This window comes from Alloalcanivorax xenomutans, assembly GCF_032810065.1.
In the GTDB taxonomy this organism is placed as follows: Bacteria; Pseudomonadota; Gammaproteobacteria; order Pseudomonadales; family Alcanivoracaceae; genus Alloalcanivorax; species Alloalcanivorax xenomutans.
In genome coordinates, this window is sequence record NZ_CP136538.1 from 1,515,139 (window position 1) to 1,530,750 (window position 15,612).

The following is a 15,612-nucleotide window of genomic DNA, read 5'->3' on the forward strand; positions in this document are numbered from 1 at the left end:
CGAATGCTGAGAACCCTCGTTTTTGGTCTGACCCTGATAGCGCCGCTGCCGGCGCTGTTGCTCGCCCCGCCGGCCTCGGCTCAGGAAGCCCCCGCGGCGACCCTGCTGCAATCCATGTCCGAGGCGTCCCGGCAACTCAACTATAAAGGCCGTTTCCTCTATCAGTTTGGTGCCGAAGTGAGCACCATGGAGGTAAGCCATGCGGTCTTCGACGACCATCAATATCAGCGTCTGACCCATCTCGACGGCCGCCTGGTGGAAGTGCTGCGGCGTGGACCGGAGCTGGTCTGCCTGCATTCCAACGGCACCCTGACCCGGATCTCCGATGCCAACGGCTTGCCACTGGAATTCCAGGACCGGCTGGCCAGCGCCATCCCTTCCCAGTACAACGTCCTTCTTGACGGTGACGGCCGCGTCGCGGGCCGCCCGACCCTGCGCGTGCGGGTGGCGCCGCTGGACAATCACCGTTACGGCTACCGGTTGTGGCTGGATGACGAAAGCAAACTGCTGCTGAAGTCGGAAATGGTGGATGGCAACGGTCTGGCACTGGAGCGGGTGGAATTCGTCACCCTGGATTTGAATCCCGGGCTGCAACGGACCGATTTCGATGTGCCCGAGACCCACAGTGAACGGGCCTTGGAAAACGTGGCGTCTTCCCGGCCCGGTAATTTCGTTATCGAGGCGCAATGGCTGCCCGGCGGTTTCGAGGCCGTGGATCGGGACTGGCGCCGTGTCGACACGGTGGCGGATCCGGTGGCGGCACAGAGTTACAGCGATGGTCTCGCCACCTTCACCGTCTTCGCCGAAGCCACCGACGGCGCCAGCCCCGAAGAGGGTGTCAGCCGGGTCGGTCCCACCGTGGCGATCAGCCGCCACATCCAGAACGGGCCGATTACCTTCCTTATGACCCTGGTGGGTGAAATCCCCCAGCCCACGGCCGAACGGGTCATGCAATCAATACAGGTCTCCACGGCGCAATGATCGAGGAGCACGGGCGCGTGGTGGCACGGGAGCCCGGCGCGATCTGGGTGGAAACCGTGCGGGCCGGTGTCTGTGATGCCTGCCAGGCCCGCAAGGGTTGCGGCCATCGTCTGATCAATCAAAGCGGCGGGCAGCGGGCCCGTCTTCGCGTGCTGACCCGCGACACTTTCCAGGAAGACGAGGAAGTGGTGGTGGGCATTCCCGAAGGCGCTTTGCTGCGCGGTGCTCTGTGGGTTTACGCTTTACCCCTGGTTTTACTGTTTTCGGGCGCTCTGCTCGGCGGCGCCCTGCCGCTGCCGTTCGACGGCGCCGCGCTGTTCGGGGTGCTGGGCCTGCTGCTGGGTTTCATCATCAATCGCTGGCGCGATCGCGGTGATCGCGGCCGGGCGTACCAACCAACGGTCCTGCGCCGCTGTCCGGCGCGGGAAGATGGGGCGGTCAGGATCGTTTCGTCATAACGGGTGTCAGCACAAGACACACTGACCGGGGTTTGTTTTGGGGTAGAGAAGCCCTTCAAGGGCGGCAAGAGACTCCATCGATGCACAGGGAGCTTTCCATGGGAATGATTCAACACTATTTGTTGCCGCCGCTGCTGGCGGTGGGGCTGGTGATCGCCGGTTGCGGCGGTTCGGAGCAACAACCGGCGCCGGCGGAGCAGCCCCAAGCGGCCCCGCCAACCCAGGCGCAGCCGTCTTCCCAGCCTCTGGTCACCGGTTTGCCGGACTTCACCGCGCTGGTGGAGAAAGAGGGGCCGGCGGTGGTCAACATCAGCACCGTCACCCACCGTGACGCCAGCGACCAGCAACAGCAGATGGAGCAGCTGCCGGAGTTCTTCCGCCGCTTCTTCGATGAATTTGGCGGCGGCATGCCGGAACAGGAAGACGTCCGCTCCCTGGGCTCCGGCTTCATCATCTCCAGCGATGGCTATGTGCTGACCAACAATCATGTGGTCGCCGACGCCGACGAGATCGTGGTGCGCCTGCAGGACCGCCGCGAGCTGGATGCGGAACTGGTGGGCGCCGATGAGCAGAGCGACCTGGCCCTGCTCAAGGTGGAGGCTTCCGACTTGCCGGTGGTCAACATCGGCTCCTCCGAAAATCTCAAGGTGGGCGAATGGGTGCTGGCCATCGGCGCGCCGTTCGGCTTCGACAGCTCGGTGACCGCCGGCATCGTCAGCGCCAAGGGGCGCAGCCTGCCATCGGACAACTATGTGCCGTTCATCCAGACCGACGTGGCCATCAACCCGGGCAACAGCGGCGGGCCGCTGTTCAATCTGAACGGCGAAGTGGTGGGCATCAATTCCCAGATCATCAGCCGTTCCGGCGGTTACATGGGGCTCAGCTTCGCCATTCCCATGGACATGGCCATGGACGTGGTGGAACAGCTCAAGGACACCGGCAAGGTGAGCCGCGGCTGGCTCGGTGTGCTGGTCCAGGAAGTGGACCGGGATCTGGCCGAGTCCTTCGGCCTGGAGCGGCCCATGGGCGCGCTGGTGGCCCAGGTGGTGGACGGCTCGCCGGCGGCGGCCGCGGGTTTGCAACCCGGTGATGTGATCATCGAGTTCGATGGCCACCAGATCGAGCGCTCCGGTGACCTGCCGAAGGTGGTTGGTACCATCAAGCCGGACAGCGAAGTGGATCTGACCGTGATGCGTGACGGCGGCAAGAAGGACCTGTCGGTGACCGTTGGCGAACTGCCCGAGGATCCGCGCCAGGCCGCCGCCGGCGGTGGCGAGAGCGCCCAGGGCGGCGTGCTCGGCCTGCAGGTGCGTGACGCCAGTGCCGCCGAGCTGGCCCGCGCCAAGGCCGAATCCGGTGTCATCGTCGCCAAGGTGGAAGAGGGCCCGGCCCGCGCCGCCGGAGTCCGCAGCGGTGATATCCTGGTCTCCCTCAATAACCAGCCGGTCAAGGACATCGACACCCTGCAGGACATCGTCGAGAATCTGCCCGAGCAAGGCACCGTGCCGGCCCTGGTCAACCGTGGTGGCAACGCCCGCTTCATTGCCCTCAAGCTGGGGCAGTGATCATTGCCGGCCCTTTCCACCGACGAAAGGGCCGCGAGCGGCCCGCCTGACACGGTTTATGGCGCCCGGCGACCAACAACTTTGGTTGCCGGGTGCATAATCCGCTAGAATCGCCCTCCATCGTTTCGTTCCTTGGCGGCAATCTGTGACCGACATTACCCATATTCGTAACTTCTCCATCATCGCCCACATCGATCACGGCAAATCCACCCTGGCGGACCGCTTCATTCAGACCTGTGGCGGCCTCAGCGATCGGGAACTGAAGGAGCAGGTTCTCGACTCCATGGATCTGGAGCGCGAGCGCGGCATCACCATCAAGGCGCAAAGCGTGACGCTGCACTACACCGCCCGCAATGGGGAAACCTACCAGCTCAACTTCATCGATACCCCCGGCCACGTGGACTTCTCTTATGAGGTGTCCCGCTCGTTGTCGGCCTGCGAGGGGGCCTTGCTGGTGGTGGACGCCGCCCAGGGGGTGGAAGCGCAGTCGGTGGCCAACTGTTACACCGCCATCGAGCAGGATCTGGAGGTGCTGCCGGTGCTGAACAAGATCGACCTGCCGCAGGTGGAGCCGGAACGGGTGATCGAGGAAATCGAGGAGATCATCGGCATCGACGCCATGGACGCCTGCCGGGTGTCGGCCAAGACCGGCATCGGTGTCGAGGATCTGCTCGAGCAGCTGGTGGAACGCATCCCGGCGCCGGAAGGGGAGCGCGGCGGCCGCTTGCAGGCGCTGATCATCGACTCCTGGTTCGACAACTACATGGGCGTGATCTGTCTGGTGCGGGTCAAGCACGGCCGCCTCAAGAAAGGCGACAAGATCCTGGTCAAATCCACCGGCCAGACCCATGTGGTGGACAGCCTGGGGATTTTCACCCCCAAACGCACCGAAACCCGACACCTGGAAGCCGGCGAGGTGGGCTGGGTCAGCGCCACCATCAAGGACATTCACGGTGCGCCGGTGGGTGACACCCTGACCCATGCCAACACCCCGGACGTGCCGGCGCTGCCCGGCTTCCAGAAGGTCAAGCCGCAGGTTTACGCCGGCATGTTCCCGGTCTCCGCGGACGACTACGAGGACTTCCGCGACGCACTGTCCAAGCTGGCGCTGAACGACGCCTCCCTGTTCTACGAACCAGAAACCTCGGATGCCCTGGGCTTCGGCTTCCGCGTTGGTTTCCTCGGCATGCTGCATATGGAGATCATCCATGAGCGGCTGGAACGGGAATACGACATGGACCTGATCACCACGGCGCCCACCGTGGTGTACGAACTGATGCTCAGTGACGGCAGCCTGCTTTACGTGGACAACCCGTCCAAGCTGCCGGAAGGCAACAAGATCGAGGAATTCCGCGAGCCCATCGCCCGCGTCAATATCCTGGTGCCGCAGGAGTACGTGGGCAACGTGATCACCCTGTGCGTGGAGCGCCGTGGCGAGCAGAAGGGCATGCAGTACCTGGGCAAGCAGGTATCGCTGGTGTACGACATTCCCATGGCCGAAGTGGTGCTGGATTTCTTCGATCGGCTGAAGTCGGTGAGCCGGGGCTTCGCCTCCCTGGACTACGCCTTCGAGCGCTTCCAGGCCACCAAACTGGTGCGGGTGGACGTGCTGATCAACGGCGACAAGGTCGACGCGCTGGCGATGATCTGCCACCTGGACCAATCCGCCCATCGCGGCCGGGTGCTGATCGAGAAGATGAAGGAACTGGTGCCCCGGCAGATGTTCGACGTGGCGATCCAGGCCGCCATTGGCAGCAAGATCATTGCCCGCCAGACGGTGAAGGCGCTGCGCAAGAACGTCACCGCCAAATGTTACGGCGGTGACGTGTCTCGTAAGAAGAAGCTCCTCCAGAAACAGAAGGAGGGCAAGAAACGGATGAAGCAGGTGGGCAACGTGGAAATTCCCCAAGAGGCCTTCCTTGCCGTGCTGAAGGTGGATGACTGATGGATATAGATATTGGCTTCTGGTTGACCCTGGCGCTGCTGGTCACCGTGGTGGTATGGATACTCGACCGGCTGTTTAAACTGCGTCAGAGAGGCGGAAGTCTGGGCAGCACGGTGGAGACTTCGAATTCTTTGATTTCGGTGTTCTTCGTGGTGCTGGTGATCCGTTCCTTCGTGGTGGAACCCTTCACCATTCCCTCCGGCTCCATGCTGCCGACCCTGGAAGTGCACGATTTCATTCTGGTCAACAAGTTTTCCTACGGACTGCGCCTGCCAGTGACCAACACCAAGATCCTGGAGACCGGCGAACCGGAGCGCGGTGATGTGATGGTGTTCAAGTTTCCGGAAAACCGCGCGCAGAATTTCATCAAACGAGTGATCGGTCTCCCCGGTGATGTGGTGGAAGTGCGTGATAATGTGGTGTACGTCAACGGTGAAGCGGTGCGGCGCGACCTGATCAAGAACGGCAGCAACAGCCAGGCGTGGCGCCGTGAGTACATCGAAATGCTCGGCGAACACCCGCATCTGATCCGTCAGGAAGGCCCGGTCAATCCGTACACCGGAGACAAGGTCATTCCCCGTAACACCCAGGGCAAGTGGCAGGTACCCGAGGGGGAGTACTTTGTCATGGGTGATAACCGGGATAACAGCAACGACAGCCGTTTCTGGGGCTTCGTCCCCGAGAATCTGGTGGTGGGCAAGGCGTTCCTGATCTGGATGCACTGGGAACCGTTCTTCTCGCTGCCCAGTTTTTCCCGGAACGGCGCGATCGACAAAGTGGAGACATAACAACATGAAAGGGCGCGCACGTCAGGGGGGGCTTTCCCTATTGGGCTGGATCGTGGTGCTGATCGTTCTGGCGGTGTTCGGCACCGCCGCGTTCCGCATGGTGCCGGCGTATATGGAGTACAACACGATCAAATCGGCGACCGTCTCCTTGCTTGGCGACAGCAAGACCGCGCTGATGTCCGAGCGGGAAATCCGCGACGCGCTTGGCAAGCGTTTTGTCATCAACCAGATCGATGCGATCACCGCCAATGACCTGGTGGTGAGTAAGGAAGGCGGCCGTGTGTCGGTGGCGGTGGATTACGAGGTCCGTGAACCGCTGTTCTACAATGTGTCCGTGGTGATGACGTTCCAGGACACGTTCAGCAAATCGGCGGCGCCGTGATCGAACACCGTGAGCGTTTGGAAAAGGCCCTGGGCTATCGCTTCAGCGATGGGGAACGGCTGCAACTGGCGCTGACCCATCGTAGCGTCAGCCGGCGTCACAATAACGAGCGGCTGGAATTCCTCGGTGACGCCCAGCTCAGCCAGATCATTTCCACGGAACTGTTCCACCGTTTTCCGGACGCGGCGGAAGGGCAACTGACCCGTATGCGCGCCTCACTGGTGCGTGGCCAGACCCTGGCGGAAGTGGCCCGCGAGCTGGGTCTGGGGGAATACCTGATTCTGGGCGGCGGCGAGCTGAAAAGCGGCGGCCACCGGCGTGAGTCCATCCTGGCCGATACCCTGGAAGCGCTGATCGGCGCCATGGTCATCGACGGTGGTGAAGACGCCTGCCGCGAGGTGGTGTTGAGCTGGTTCGAAGCCCGGCTGGCGGCGATCAGCCCGCAGAGCGTGCGCAAGGACGCCAAAACCCGCTTGCAGGAATGGCTGCAGGCGCGCAAATATGAATTACCTGTCTACGGTGTGCTGTCGGTCAGCGGCCAGGCGCCAAAACAATCTTTTGAGGTGGAATGCGAACTGAGCGGTTTGAAGAAAACCTTCCGTGCCAGCGGCCCGAGCCGCCGGCGTGCCGAGCAGCAGGCCGCGGAGCAGGCTCTGGAGTGGCTGGAGCAGACTCATGAGTGAATCCCGTCGCTGTGGCCTGGTGGCGATCATCGGCCGTCCCAACGTGGGTAAATCCACGCTGATGAACCATTTGATCGGCCAGAAGGTGAGTATCACCTCGCGCAAGCCGCAGACCACCCGTCACCGTATCCACGGCATTCTGACCCGGGACGACTGTCAGATCGTGTTCGCCGACACCCCGGGCATCCATACCGGCCAGCAACGGGCGCTCAACCGCGCCATGAACGAAGCGGCCATGTCGGCGTTGTCCGATGTGGATGTCATCTGTTTCATGGTGGACAGCGACAAGTGGAACGAAGGCGACGAGCACGTGCTGTCGTTACTGGCCCGGGCCGGTGATATTCCGGTGATCCTGGTAGTGAACAAGGTGGATCGCCTGGACGACAAGGCCGCCATGCTGCCGTTGCTGGACAAACTCAATCAGCGTCATGACTTCGCCGAAGTGATTCCGGTGTCCGCGCTGGGCGGACACAACCTGGACGTGCTGGAACAAGCACTGGTCTCCCGCTTGCCGGAAGGTGATTTCTGGTTCGACGAGGACCAGCTTACCGATCGCAGCCTGCGTTTCATGGCGGCGGAAATCATCCGCGAAAAAGTCGTCCGGCAACTGGGTCAGGAAGTCCCCCATCAGGTCACGGTGGAAATCGACCTGTGGGAGGACGGACCCCGTGTCACCGACATCGCCGCCACCATTCTGGTGGAACGGCGCGGGCAGAAAAAAATTCTCATCGGCGATAAAGGCGAGCGCATCAAGAGCATCGGCACCCAGGCCCGCCGCGACATCGAAAACCTGATCGAGCGCCGCGTCATGCTCAATCTGTGGGTGAAGATCAAGGCCGGCTGGTCCGATGACGATCGCGCCCTGCGTTCCCTGGGCTATGACAACTCGCGACAATCCTGACGGCGCCAACGGCCTCGAACCGGCCTGGTTGCTGCATCGCCGGCCGTTCCGCAACACCAGTCTGATTCTCGACCTGTTCCTGCCCGGCGGTGGCCGGGTCGGCGCGGTGGCCCGCGGCGGCCGTCGTAACCCGGCGCTGGCCCCGTTCGTGCCGCTGTGGGTGCAATTACAGCGGGGGAGCGGCGAACTCCATACCCTGCGCCAAGTGGAACCGCGCGCCGCCGCCGTCTCTCTGACCGGCACCGCCCTGTACTGCGGCTTCTACCTCAACGAGCTGCTGGTGCGCCTGCTGCACCGCGATGATCCCCATCCGGACCTCTGGCCTGCTTACGAATACACTTTGCGCGAACTGAAAGGCGACACGCCCCTGGACGTGACCCTGCGCCGTTTCGAAATGGTACTGCTGGAAGAAGTGGGCTATGGCCTGGTGCTCGAACACGATGGCGAAGGGCAACCGCTCTCGCCGGAACTGCGCTACGGCTGGGTGCCGGACCTGGGACTGATACCCAACAAAAACGGCCACTCCGGCGCCGACCTGCAAGCCCTGGCCGAAGACCGCTGGACCCCGGCCGTGCGCCGCATGGCCAAACAACTGCTGCGCGAGGCCCTGGCGCCGCACCTGGGCGGAAGACCGCTCAGGAGCCGCGAATTATTTCGCGGCACCAGCTGATAGTTAACAGTTAACAGTTAACAGTGAATAGTGAATAGCTAAAGTCAAAACATCGTTGCAGAAACGCATAATTGTATTTGCGGTACACGCAAAGTATCTTCGGCGGCACTTGTTTTCGCTGTTCACTATTCACTGTTAACTGTTCATTGCCTGTCCGTTATTATGGCTGTCCCACCAACCACCCACGGTGCCAATCCCCATGCCTTCTTCCGTTCTTCTCGGCGTCAACATCGACCACATCGCCACCTTGCGTCAGGCGCGGGGCACCCGCTATCCGGAGCCGGTGCAGGCGGCGCTGGTGGCGGAGCAGGCGGGCGCCGATGGGATCACGGTGCATTTGCGCGAGGACCGGCGGCATATCCAGGATCGTGACGTGGAACTGTTGGCGCAGACCCTGCAGACGCGCATGAATCTGGAGATGGCGGCCACCGAGGAGATGGTCAACATTGCCCGCCGTATCGGCCCGGCCCACTGCTGTCTGGTGCCGGAGAAACGGGAGGAGTTGACCACCGAAGGCGGCCTCGATGTGGTCGGCAACGAAGCCTGGATCAAAGCCTGCTGTGATCGCCTGGCGGAAGCGGGGATCGAAGTATCCCTGTTCATCGACGCCGACCCGGCGCAGATTGAAGCAGCTCATCGCTGCGGCGCTCCGGCCATTGAGATCCATACCGGCCATTACGCCGACGCCACCAATGAAGCCGCGCGGCTGGCGGAACTGGAGCGCGTGCGTGAAGGCGTGGCGCTGGGCCTCAAGGCAGGCCTGATCGTCAACGCCGGCCACGGCCTGCACTACCACAACACCCGCGACATCGCCGCCATCCCCGGCATCAACGAGCTCAATATCGGCCACGCCATCATCGCCCGAGCGGTGATCAGCGGCCTGCACGAAGCGGTGCGGGAAATGAAGAAAATCATTGAAAGCAGTTAATAGTGAACAGTTAACAGTGAATAGTTGCGCGGAAGAGGAAGGAGCCGCCGGGTCGTAACGAGGCCGCGCCCAAAGTCCGGGAGTGGCCTCGTTGTCTTGAAAAAAGTAACCAGTAGCACCAGATTGCCGATACGCAATCAGTCTTTGCAGAGTCGCAAGGCCTTTGGCTTTTCGCTGTTAACTATTCACTGTTCACTATTCACTGTTCACTATTCACTGCCTTTCCATGTTCTTGCACTTGCTCAATCTCCGCCAATAATTGCCCCACCAAGGTATTCAGCTGCGCGTCCGGCTGGTGGCCCTTGAGGCCTTCCTCGAGGCGGCGGGCGGCTTGTTCCAGGCGCGGGGTGCCGCAGTAGCGGGTGGCGCCGTGGAGGCGGTGGACCCGTTCCAGCAGCTCTTCCTGGTCGCCGCTTTGCGCCAGGTCACGGATGCCGGGGCCGTCCTGTTCCAGATTGTTGAGCAGCATCTCGAACATGTCCCGGGCCAGGGCGTCGCGGCCGCCGGCGCGTTTGCGGCCCAGTTCCGGATCCACCACCGGGGTGTCCGGCTCGATGTCGATGTCAGCGGTCTTGTTTTCCGGCTGCGCCGGTGCGCTGCTTTGCTGACCAAGAACCCAGCGCTCCAGAGTATGGCGCAACTGCTCCTCGGTGATTGGCTTGCTCAGGTAGTCGTCCATGCCGGCGGCCAGCAGGGCGCGCTTTTCGTTTTCCAGGGCGTGGGCGGTGAGCGCGATGATCGGGGTGCGCTGGCTTTCGCCTTCCCGCTCACGCAGGGCCAGGGTGGTTTCCAGACCGTCCATGCCGGGCATGTGCACGTCCATGAAAATCAGGTCGAAGGTGCCCTGGCTGAACGCGTCCAGGGCCTCCTGGCCACCGGCGCAGGGCACCACCTGGGCGCCCAGTTCCTCGAGAAAAATGCGCGCCAGTTTGAGGTTGCCGGGATGATCGTCCACCACCAGCACGCGCGGATGGCAGCCCAGGGGCGTCAGCAATTCCTGGTGGCGGGCGCGGTCGCCGCCCAGGCCGCTCAATTCCAGCAGGGCGTCGCGCAGGCGGCGGCGGGTGGCGGGTTTGCCCAGCACCCGGCAACGGGGCTGGTCGGCCAGTTCGTCCGCCAGATAGTCGCCGTTGTTGGCCAGCACCAGCACCGGTGCCTGACTGTGCCGCGCCAGCCGCTGGATCAGCGGCGCCAGGCCCACCGGGTCCCGGGTCATGGCCGGCACGCCGACCACATAGAAATCGGTTTGCGGCAGGTTCTCCGCCGCCAGGTGTGAATCCAGCACGTCCAGGCCCTGGATTTCGCTGATCCGCATGCGCCAGCCGGAAAACATATGGTACAGGCCCAGGCGGGCGTACTCGCTGGCTTCCACCAGAGTTACCGACAGCCGCGCCAGCTCCGCCGGCGGCGATTCCGGGCGGGTGCCCACATCGCGCTCACAGCGCAGCGTGAACCAGAAGGTGGAGCCCTGGCTGGGGGTGCTGTCGATGCCGATCTCGCCGCCCATGCCTTCCACCAGACGCTTGGAGATGGCCAGCCCCAGCCCGGTGCCGCCGGCCCGGCGGCTGGCGCTCTGGTCGGCCTGGGTGAAGGCGTTGAACAGACCGCGCTGCACGTCCTCGCTGAGCCCGTTGCCGGTGTCGGTGACGGTGATCTTGACCACCGCCTCGGCGCCTTTCTGCTCCTCCAGCATGGCCCGTACCACCACCGAACCGTGCTCGGTGAATTTGATCGCGTTGCTGACCAGGTTGGTGAGCACCTGGCGGATGCGCAGCGGATCGCCGAGCAGATGGGAGGGCAGATCGGAATAGATGATCGCCGCCTGTTCCAGGCCTTTCTCCTGGGCCAGCGGCGCCAGCATGGTCTGCACGTCCTCGATGATGTCGTGCAGGTTGAGGGGAATGTGTTCCAGCGACAGGCGCCCGGCCTCGATCTTGGAGAAGTCGAGGATGTCGTTGATGATCGACAGCAACGCCTCGGCGCTCTTGCGGATGGTGTTCAGATAATCCTGCTGGCGGGGCGACAGATCCGAGCGTTCCAGCAGCCGGGTGAAGCCGATGATGCCGTTCAGCGGTGTGCGAATCTCATGGCTCATGTTGGCCAGGAACTCGGACTTGATCTGACTGGCCTTGAGCGCTTCCTTGCGCGCCATGTCCAGTTCGATGTTCTGGATTTCGATGGTCTCCAGGGTCTCGCGCAGATCCTGGGTGGCCTGATCCACGTTTTTCTGCAGCTCCGCCTGGGCATCGTCCAGGGCGCCCACCATATTGCGCAGGCCGTCCTCCAGATCGGCCAGCTCGCCCAGGGCGCCGGTCTTTGGCGGCGGGCTGAGATCGCCGTCGCGGACCCGGCGCACGGTATCCAGCAGGCCACCGATGGGCAGGGTGACCTGGGCCGCCAGCCGCGAGGCGGGAATCAGCGCCAGTGCCATCAGCAGCATCACCACGCCGAACATGGTGAGCATGGATTCGAGGATTTCCACGTACTGGCCCTGGCGGGAAAACTCCACCGTCAGCAGCTGATTGGGGCGGCCCGGCAGGGGGCGGACCAGCTGCCAACTGGAGTCGGTGAGCAACCGGGCACCGCCCACCTCGTTGGTTTCGCTGCGTTCCACCGGCCGCAGCCGCGGCCCCGCGTGCAAATGCCAGCCCGCCCGGTGGTCGGCCAGACTGGCGGCGCGGACGTCCGGTTGTTCCAGCAACTCGCGCAGCAACTGGTCGCGCGAGGTGTCGGGCATCCCTTCCAGGGCGGCCAGCCGGGCGGCATAGCTGTCGATGATCAATTGCTGGCGCAGCGCATCGTCCACGCGCAGTTCCAGAATGCGATTGATCAGCGCATAGCCGCCGACCACCAGCGCCGCCAACAGAGCGGGCAGGGCGGTCATCGCCATGATGCGGGTGCGCAGACTGGATCGGGCCATGCTTGCCTTATTGCTATTCGGTGGCGGTCATTATGCCGGAGTTTGCGGTGGCTGCCAGTGGCGGGGTGCTCACCGTGTCCGGTGCGAAGCTATGGGCCCGCCATCGGGCTTGGGCTACAATGCCGCCCATGAACTACAAAACCATTGAATCCACGGTCGGCAATACGCCGCTGGTGCGGCTGCGGCGCCTGCCGGGGAACACGACGAACACCATTCTGGTGAAGCTGGAAGGCAATAATCCCGCCGGTTCGGTGAAGGATCGCCCGGCGCTCAACATGATCCGCAAGGCGGAGGAGCGCGGCGAGATCCAGCCCGGTGACACGCTGATCGAGGCCACCAGCGGTAACACCGGTATTGCCCTGGCGATGGCGGCGGCCATGCGCGGCTACAAGATGAAGCTGATCATGCCGGCCAATCAGAGCCAGGAGCGGCGCGACGCCATGGCCGCCTACGGCGCCGAGTTGATCTCGGTGAGCGCCGAGGAGGGCATGGAAGGGGCGCGGGATCTGGCCCAGGCGATGCAGGCGCGCGGCGAAGGCAAGGTGCTGGATCAGTTCGCCAATCCCGACAACCCGCTGGCGCATTATGAATCCACCGGGCCGGAAATCTGGCGCGACACCGCCGGCGGCATCACCCATTTCGTCAGTTCCATGGGCACCACCGGCACCATCATGGGTTGCAGCATGTATCTGAAGGAGCAGAACCCGGCGATCCAGATCGTTGGCCTGCAGCCCACCGACGGCGCCTCGATTCCCGGTATCCGCCGCTGGCCCAAGGAATACCTGCCGAGCATCTACGATGACGCGCGGGTGGACCAGGTGATCGACATGACCCAGGAACGGGCCGAGGACACCATGCGCCGTCTGGCCCGGGAAGAGGGCATCTTCTGCGGGGTCTCCTCCGGTGGCGCGGTGGCGGGTGCCCTGCAGCTTTCCGAACAACTGGAGAATGCGGTGATCGTGGCGATCATTTGCGATCGTGGCGATCGCTACCTGTCCACCGGCGTGTTCTCGGCCGGTCAGGAGTAGGCACCGCATGAACGTTCTGGTTTTCGACATCGAGACCATTCCGGATCTGGAAGGCGGCCGCCGTCTCTACGATCTGGATGGGCTCAACGACAAGGACACCGCCAGCGCGCTGTTCAATCTGCGCCGCCAGGAAAACGGCACTGAGTTCCTGCGTCTGCACCTGCATCGGATCGTGGCGATCTCGGTGGTGCTGCGTTCCGCCCAGGGCATCAAGGTCTGGTCCCTGGGGGACGAGGACAGCAGCGAAAAGGAGCTGATCGAGCGCTTTTACGACGGCATCGAACGGTTCACGCCGCAGCTGGTCAGCTGGAACGGCGGTGGTTTTGATCTGCCGGTGCTCAACTACCGCGCGCTCAAACATGGCGTGGTGGCGCGGCGGTTCTGGGAAACCGGCGGCGAGGACACCAGCTTCCGCTTCAACAACTACATCAGCCGCTATCACCAGCGCCATCTGGACGTGATGGATCAACTGGCCATGTTCAACGGCCGCGCGGTGGCGCCGCTGGATCAGATCGCCTCGCTGCTCGGTTTCCCCGGCAAGATGGGCATGAGCGGCGCCAAGGTGTTCGATGCTTTCCAGGAAGGCGACATCAAGGGCATCCGCGATTACTGCGAGACCGATGTGCTCAACACCTGGCTGGTGTTCCTGCGCTTCCAGTTGATGCGCGGCGAGATCGACGCCACCGGCTACGAACAGGAACTGACCCTGTTGCGCGATTACCTCCGCCAGGAAGGCCACCCGCACTTTCTGGCATTCCTGGAGCAGTGGGAATCCGTTGACGGTTGATAGTGGACAGTTGACAGAGAGAAAAAAGCAGCCGGATCTTCAGCCGCTGTGGGAGCTTGCCTGCAAGCGAATATCGCTAAACGCCCGAGCGAACCCCATTCGCTTGCAGGCAAGCTCCCACGGTGGCTAAAGATCACCCTCCTTGTCTTTCGTCTTTCGCTGTTAACTGTCCACTATTAACTGTCAACTTAGATTTGGATTATGGCCCCACGTCGCAAGAAAAAACTGCCGGAAACACCGGTGGCCGCCACCATTGAATCCCTCAGCCACGATGGCCGTGGGATCGCCCGCCTGGACGGCAAAACCACCTTCATCGACAACGCCCTGCCCGGCGAGGAAGTGATGTTCAAATTCACCTACCGGCGGCGCAAGTTCGACGAGGGCCGGGCGGTGGAAATCCTGTCGCCGTCGCCGGACCGGGTCACGCCGCCCTGCGAGCATGCCGGCCTGTGCGGCGGCTGCAGCCTGCAGCACGTGGCGCCGGAACGGCAGATCGCGCGCAAGCAGGCGGTGCTGGAGGAGCAGCTGGCCCATTTCGGCGGCCTGGCTCCGGAGCGCTGGCTCGATCCGCTCACCGGGCCGGTCACCGGCTATCGCGCCAAGGCGCGCATGGGCGTGAAATACGTGGAGGGGCGTGGCGAGACGCTGGTGGGGTTCCGCGAGAAGCGCAACAGCTTCATCGCCGATCTGCGTCAGTGTGAAGTGCTGATACCGGAAGTGGGGCATCGCTTCATGGACTTCCGCGCCCTGATCGATGGCCTCGAGGGACGCGGCCGTATTCCGCAGATCGAAGTGGCCCGTGGCGATGGCCCGGTGGCCCTGATCGTGCGCCACATGGACCCGCTCAGCGAGGCCGACCAGCAGCGGCTGCTGACGTTCTGCCAGCAGAGCGAGTTTCATTTGTACCTGCAGCCGGGCAACGAATCCACCGTGCACCGGGTATGGCCGGAACAAGGGGAAGAGCGTCTTTACTATCGTCATGCGGACCCGCGTTACCCACAGGCGGATGTGGAACTGGCTTTCCACCCCACCGATTTCACCCAGGTCAACAGCGATATAAACCGGCAAATGGTGCCCTTGGCATTGGATTTGCTGGAGATCGCCCCGGATCACCAGGTGCTGGACCTGTTTTGCGGCCTGGGCAACTTCACCGTGCCGGCGGCCCGTCGCGCCGCCCGTGTGGTCGGCGTGGAAGGTAGCGAGGCGATGGTTCGGCGCGGTTACGAGAACGCCCGCCGCAATGGCCTGGACAACCTGGAGTTTCACGCCTGGGACCTGTTCCAGCCGCCACAGGGGCAATCCTGGGCGCAACGGCGGTATGATCGGGTGTTGCTTGACCCGCCACGGAGCGGGGCGCTTGAAATGGTGCGGCTTATGCCCCAATTCGGTGCGCGCCGTCTGGTGTATGTATCTTGTAACCCGGCGACCCTGGCGCGCGATGCCGGGGAACTGGTGAGCCGGGGTTACCGTCTTAAAGCGGCGGGTGTGATGGATATGTTCCCCCATACCGCCCACGTCGAGTCGATCGCGGTGTTCGACCGCGATTGATGGCGCGCCGGCCGGGCCGGCGGCGATG

14 protein-coding genes are annotated in these 15,612 nt (G+C 63.2%); 13 read left to right on the forward strand and 1 reads right to left on the reverse strand.

The features are described 5' to 3' along the window. Positions 1-3: 3 nt before the first annotated feature. From RYH70_RS07140 to pdxJ, 10 genes are all read left to right on the forward strand, one after another. On the forward strand, positions 4-981 hold the full coding sequence (locus tag RYH70_RS07140) for a MucB/RseB C-terminal domain-containing protein (protein ID WP_317009988.1): 978 nt from the start codon (positions 4-6) through the stop codon (positions 979-981). Further along, positions 978-1,439: a SoxR reducing system RseC family protein gene (locus RYH70_RS07145; RefSeq protein ID WP_026948970.1), complete on the forward strand. Its 462-nt coding sequence runs from the start codon at positions 978-980 to the stop codon at positions 1,437-1,439. Before RYH70_RS07140 ends, RYH70_RS07145 begins: the two co-directional genes overlap by 4 nt. A 98-nt stretch (positions 1,440-1,537) precedes the next feature. Next, a complete protein-coding gene (locus RYH70_RS07150; protein ID WP_026948969.1) occupies positions 1,538-3,004 on the forward strand; it encodes a DegQ family serine endoprotease in 1,467 nt (488 codons plus the stop codon). 145 nt (positions 3,005-3,149) lie between these two features. Beyond that, positions 3,150-4,949 (forward strand): translation elongation factor 4, encoded by a 1,800-nt coding sequence (gene lepA / locus RYH70_RS07155; RefSeq protein WP_022996731.1) that lies wholly within the window; start codon positions 3,150-3,152, stop codon positions 4,947-4,949. Then, positions 4,949-5,737, forward strand: coding sequence for a signal peptidase I (gene lepB / locus RYH70_RS07160; protein WP_022996732.1), 789 nt, complete (start codon positions 4,949-4,951; stop codon positions 5,735-5,737). The genes lepA and lepB overlap by 1 nt, the downstream gene beginning before the upstream one ends. Positions 5,738-5,741: 4 nt before the next feature. Next, positions 5,742-6,119 carry a DUF4845 domain-containing protein gene (locus RYH70_RS07165; RefSeq protein WP_317009989.1) on the forward strand — a complete coding sequence of 126 codons (378 nt, stop codon included), beginning with the start codon at positions 5,742-5,744 and terminating at the stop codon, positions 6,117-6,119. Beyond that, positions 6,116-6,802 (forward strand): ribonuclease III, encoded by a 687-nt coding sequence (gene rnc / locus RYH70_RS07170; protein ID WP_022996734.1) that lies wholly within the window; start codon positions 6,116-6,118, stop codon positions 6,800-6,802. The genes RYH70_RS07165 and rnc overlap by 4 nt, the downstream gene beginning before the upstream one ends. Further along, a complete protein-coding gene (era, locus tag RYH70_RS07175) occupies positions 6,795-7,703 on the forward strand; it encodes a GTPase Era (RefSeq protein WP_022996735.1) in 909 nt (302 codons plus the stop codon). Before rnc ends, era begins: the two co-directional genes overlap by 8 nt. Then, a complete protein-coding gene (gene recO / locus RYH70_RS07180; protein ID WP_026948968.1) occupies positions 7,681-8,373 on the forward strand; it encodes a DNA repair protein RecO in 693 nt (230 codons plus the stop codon). Before era ends, recO begins: the two co-directional genes overlap by 23 nt. A 199-nt stretch (positions 8,374-8,572) precedes the next feature. Further along, complete coding sequence (gene pdxJ, locus RYH70_RS07185) at positions 8,573-9,301, forward strand: pyridoxine 5'-phosphate synthase (RefSeq protein ID WP_022996737.1); 729 nt, start codon at positions 8,573-8,575, stop codon at positions 9,299-9,301. A gap of 199 nt (positions 9,302-9,500) precedes the next feature. On the opposite strand, the gene RYH70_RS07190 is transcribed toward pdxJ, so the two are convergent. After that, on the reverse strand, positions 9,501-12,221 hold the full coding sequence (locus RYH70_RS07190) for a response regulator (protein ID WP_026948966.1): 2,721 nt from the start codon (positions 12,219-12,221) through the stop codon (positions 9,501-9,503). Positions 12,222-12,349: 128 nt separating this feature from the next. On the opposite strand from RYH70_RS07190, the gene cysM reads away from it, so the two are divergent. The 3 genes from cysM to rlmD all read left to right on the forward strand — a co-directional run bounded on the left by cysM (position 12,350) and on the right by rlmD (position 15,584). Beyond that, entirely contained in the window at positions 12,350-13,249 is a 900-nt protein-coding gene (gene cysM, locus RYH70_RS07195; RefSeq protein WP_026948965.1) for a cysteine synthase CysM, read from the forward strand. Positions 13,250-13,256: 7 nt separating this feature from the next. Next, a complete protein-coding gene (locus RYH70_RS07200) occupies positions 13,257-14,036 on the forward strand; it encodes a 3'-5' exonuclease (RefSeq protein WP_026948964.1) in 780 nt (259 codons plus the stop codon). A 201-nt stretch (positions 14,037-14,237) separates the two neighbouring features. Continuing rightward, complete coding sequence (rlmD, locus tag RYH70_RS07205; RefSeq protein ID WP_022996741.1) at positions 14,238-15,584, forward strand: 23S rRNA (uracil(1939)-C(5))-methyltransferase RlmD; 1,347 nt, start codon at positions 14,238-14,240, stop codon at positions 15,582-15,584. Positions 15,585-15,612 lie beyond the last annotated feature (28 nt).

What these genes read in the sequence shown, in the direction of transcription:
- cysM (WP_026948965.1), top strand. Translation starts at nt 12,350, where the DNA reads ATGAACTACAAAACCATTGAATCCACGGTCGGCAATACGCCGCTGGTG.
- lepB (WP_022996732.1), top strand. Translation starts at nt 4,949, where the DNA reads ATGGATATAGATATTGGCTTCTGGTTGACCCTGGCGCTGCTGGTCACC.
- rlmD (WP_022996741.1), top strand. Translation starts at nt 14,238, where the DNA reads ATGGCCCCACGTCGCAAGAAAAAACTGCCGGAAACACCGGTGGCCGCC.
- recO (WP_026948968.1), top strand. Translation starts at nt 7,681, where the DNA reads ATGACAACTCGCGACAATCCTGACGGCGCCAACGGCCTCGAACCGGCC.
- RYH70_RS07190 (WP_026948966.1), bottom strand. Translation starts at nt 12,221, where the DNA reads ATGGCCCGATCCAGTCTGCGCACCCGCATCATGGCGATGACCGCCCTG.
- RYH70_RS07165 (WP_317009989.1), top strand. Translation starts at nt 5,742, where the DNA reads ATGAAAGGGCGCGCACGTCAGGGGGGGCTTTCCCTATTGGGCTGGATC.
- RYH70_RS07200 (WP_026948964.1), top strand. Translation starts at nt 13,257, where the DNA reads ATGAACGTTCTGGTTTTCGACATCGAGACCATTCCGGATCTGGAAGGC.
- era (WP_022996735.1), top strand. Translation starts at nt 6,795, where the DNA reads ATGAGTGAATCCCGTCGCTGTGGCCTGGTGGCGATCATCGGCCGTCCC.
- RYH70_RS07150 (WP_026948969.1), top strand. Translation starts at nt 1,538, where the DNA reads ATGGGAATGATTCAACACTATTTGTTGCCGCCGCTGCTGGCGGTGGGG.
- pdxJ (WP_022996737.1), top strand. Translation starts at nt 8,573, where the DNA reads ATGCCTTCTTCCGTTCTTCTCGGCGTCAACATCGACCACATCGCCACC.
- RYH70_RS07145 (WP_026948970.1), top strand. Translation starts at nt 978, where the DNA reads ATGATCGAGGAGCACGGGCGCGTGGTGGCACGGGAGCCCGGCGCGATC.
- RYH70_RS07140 (WP_317009988.1), top strand. Translation starts at nt 4, where the DNA reads ATGCTGAGAACCCTCGTTTTTGGTCTGACCCTGATAGCGCCGCTGCCG.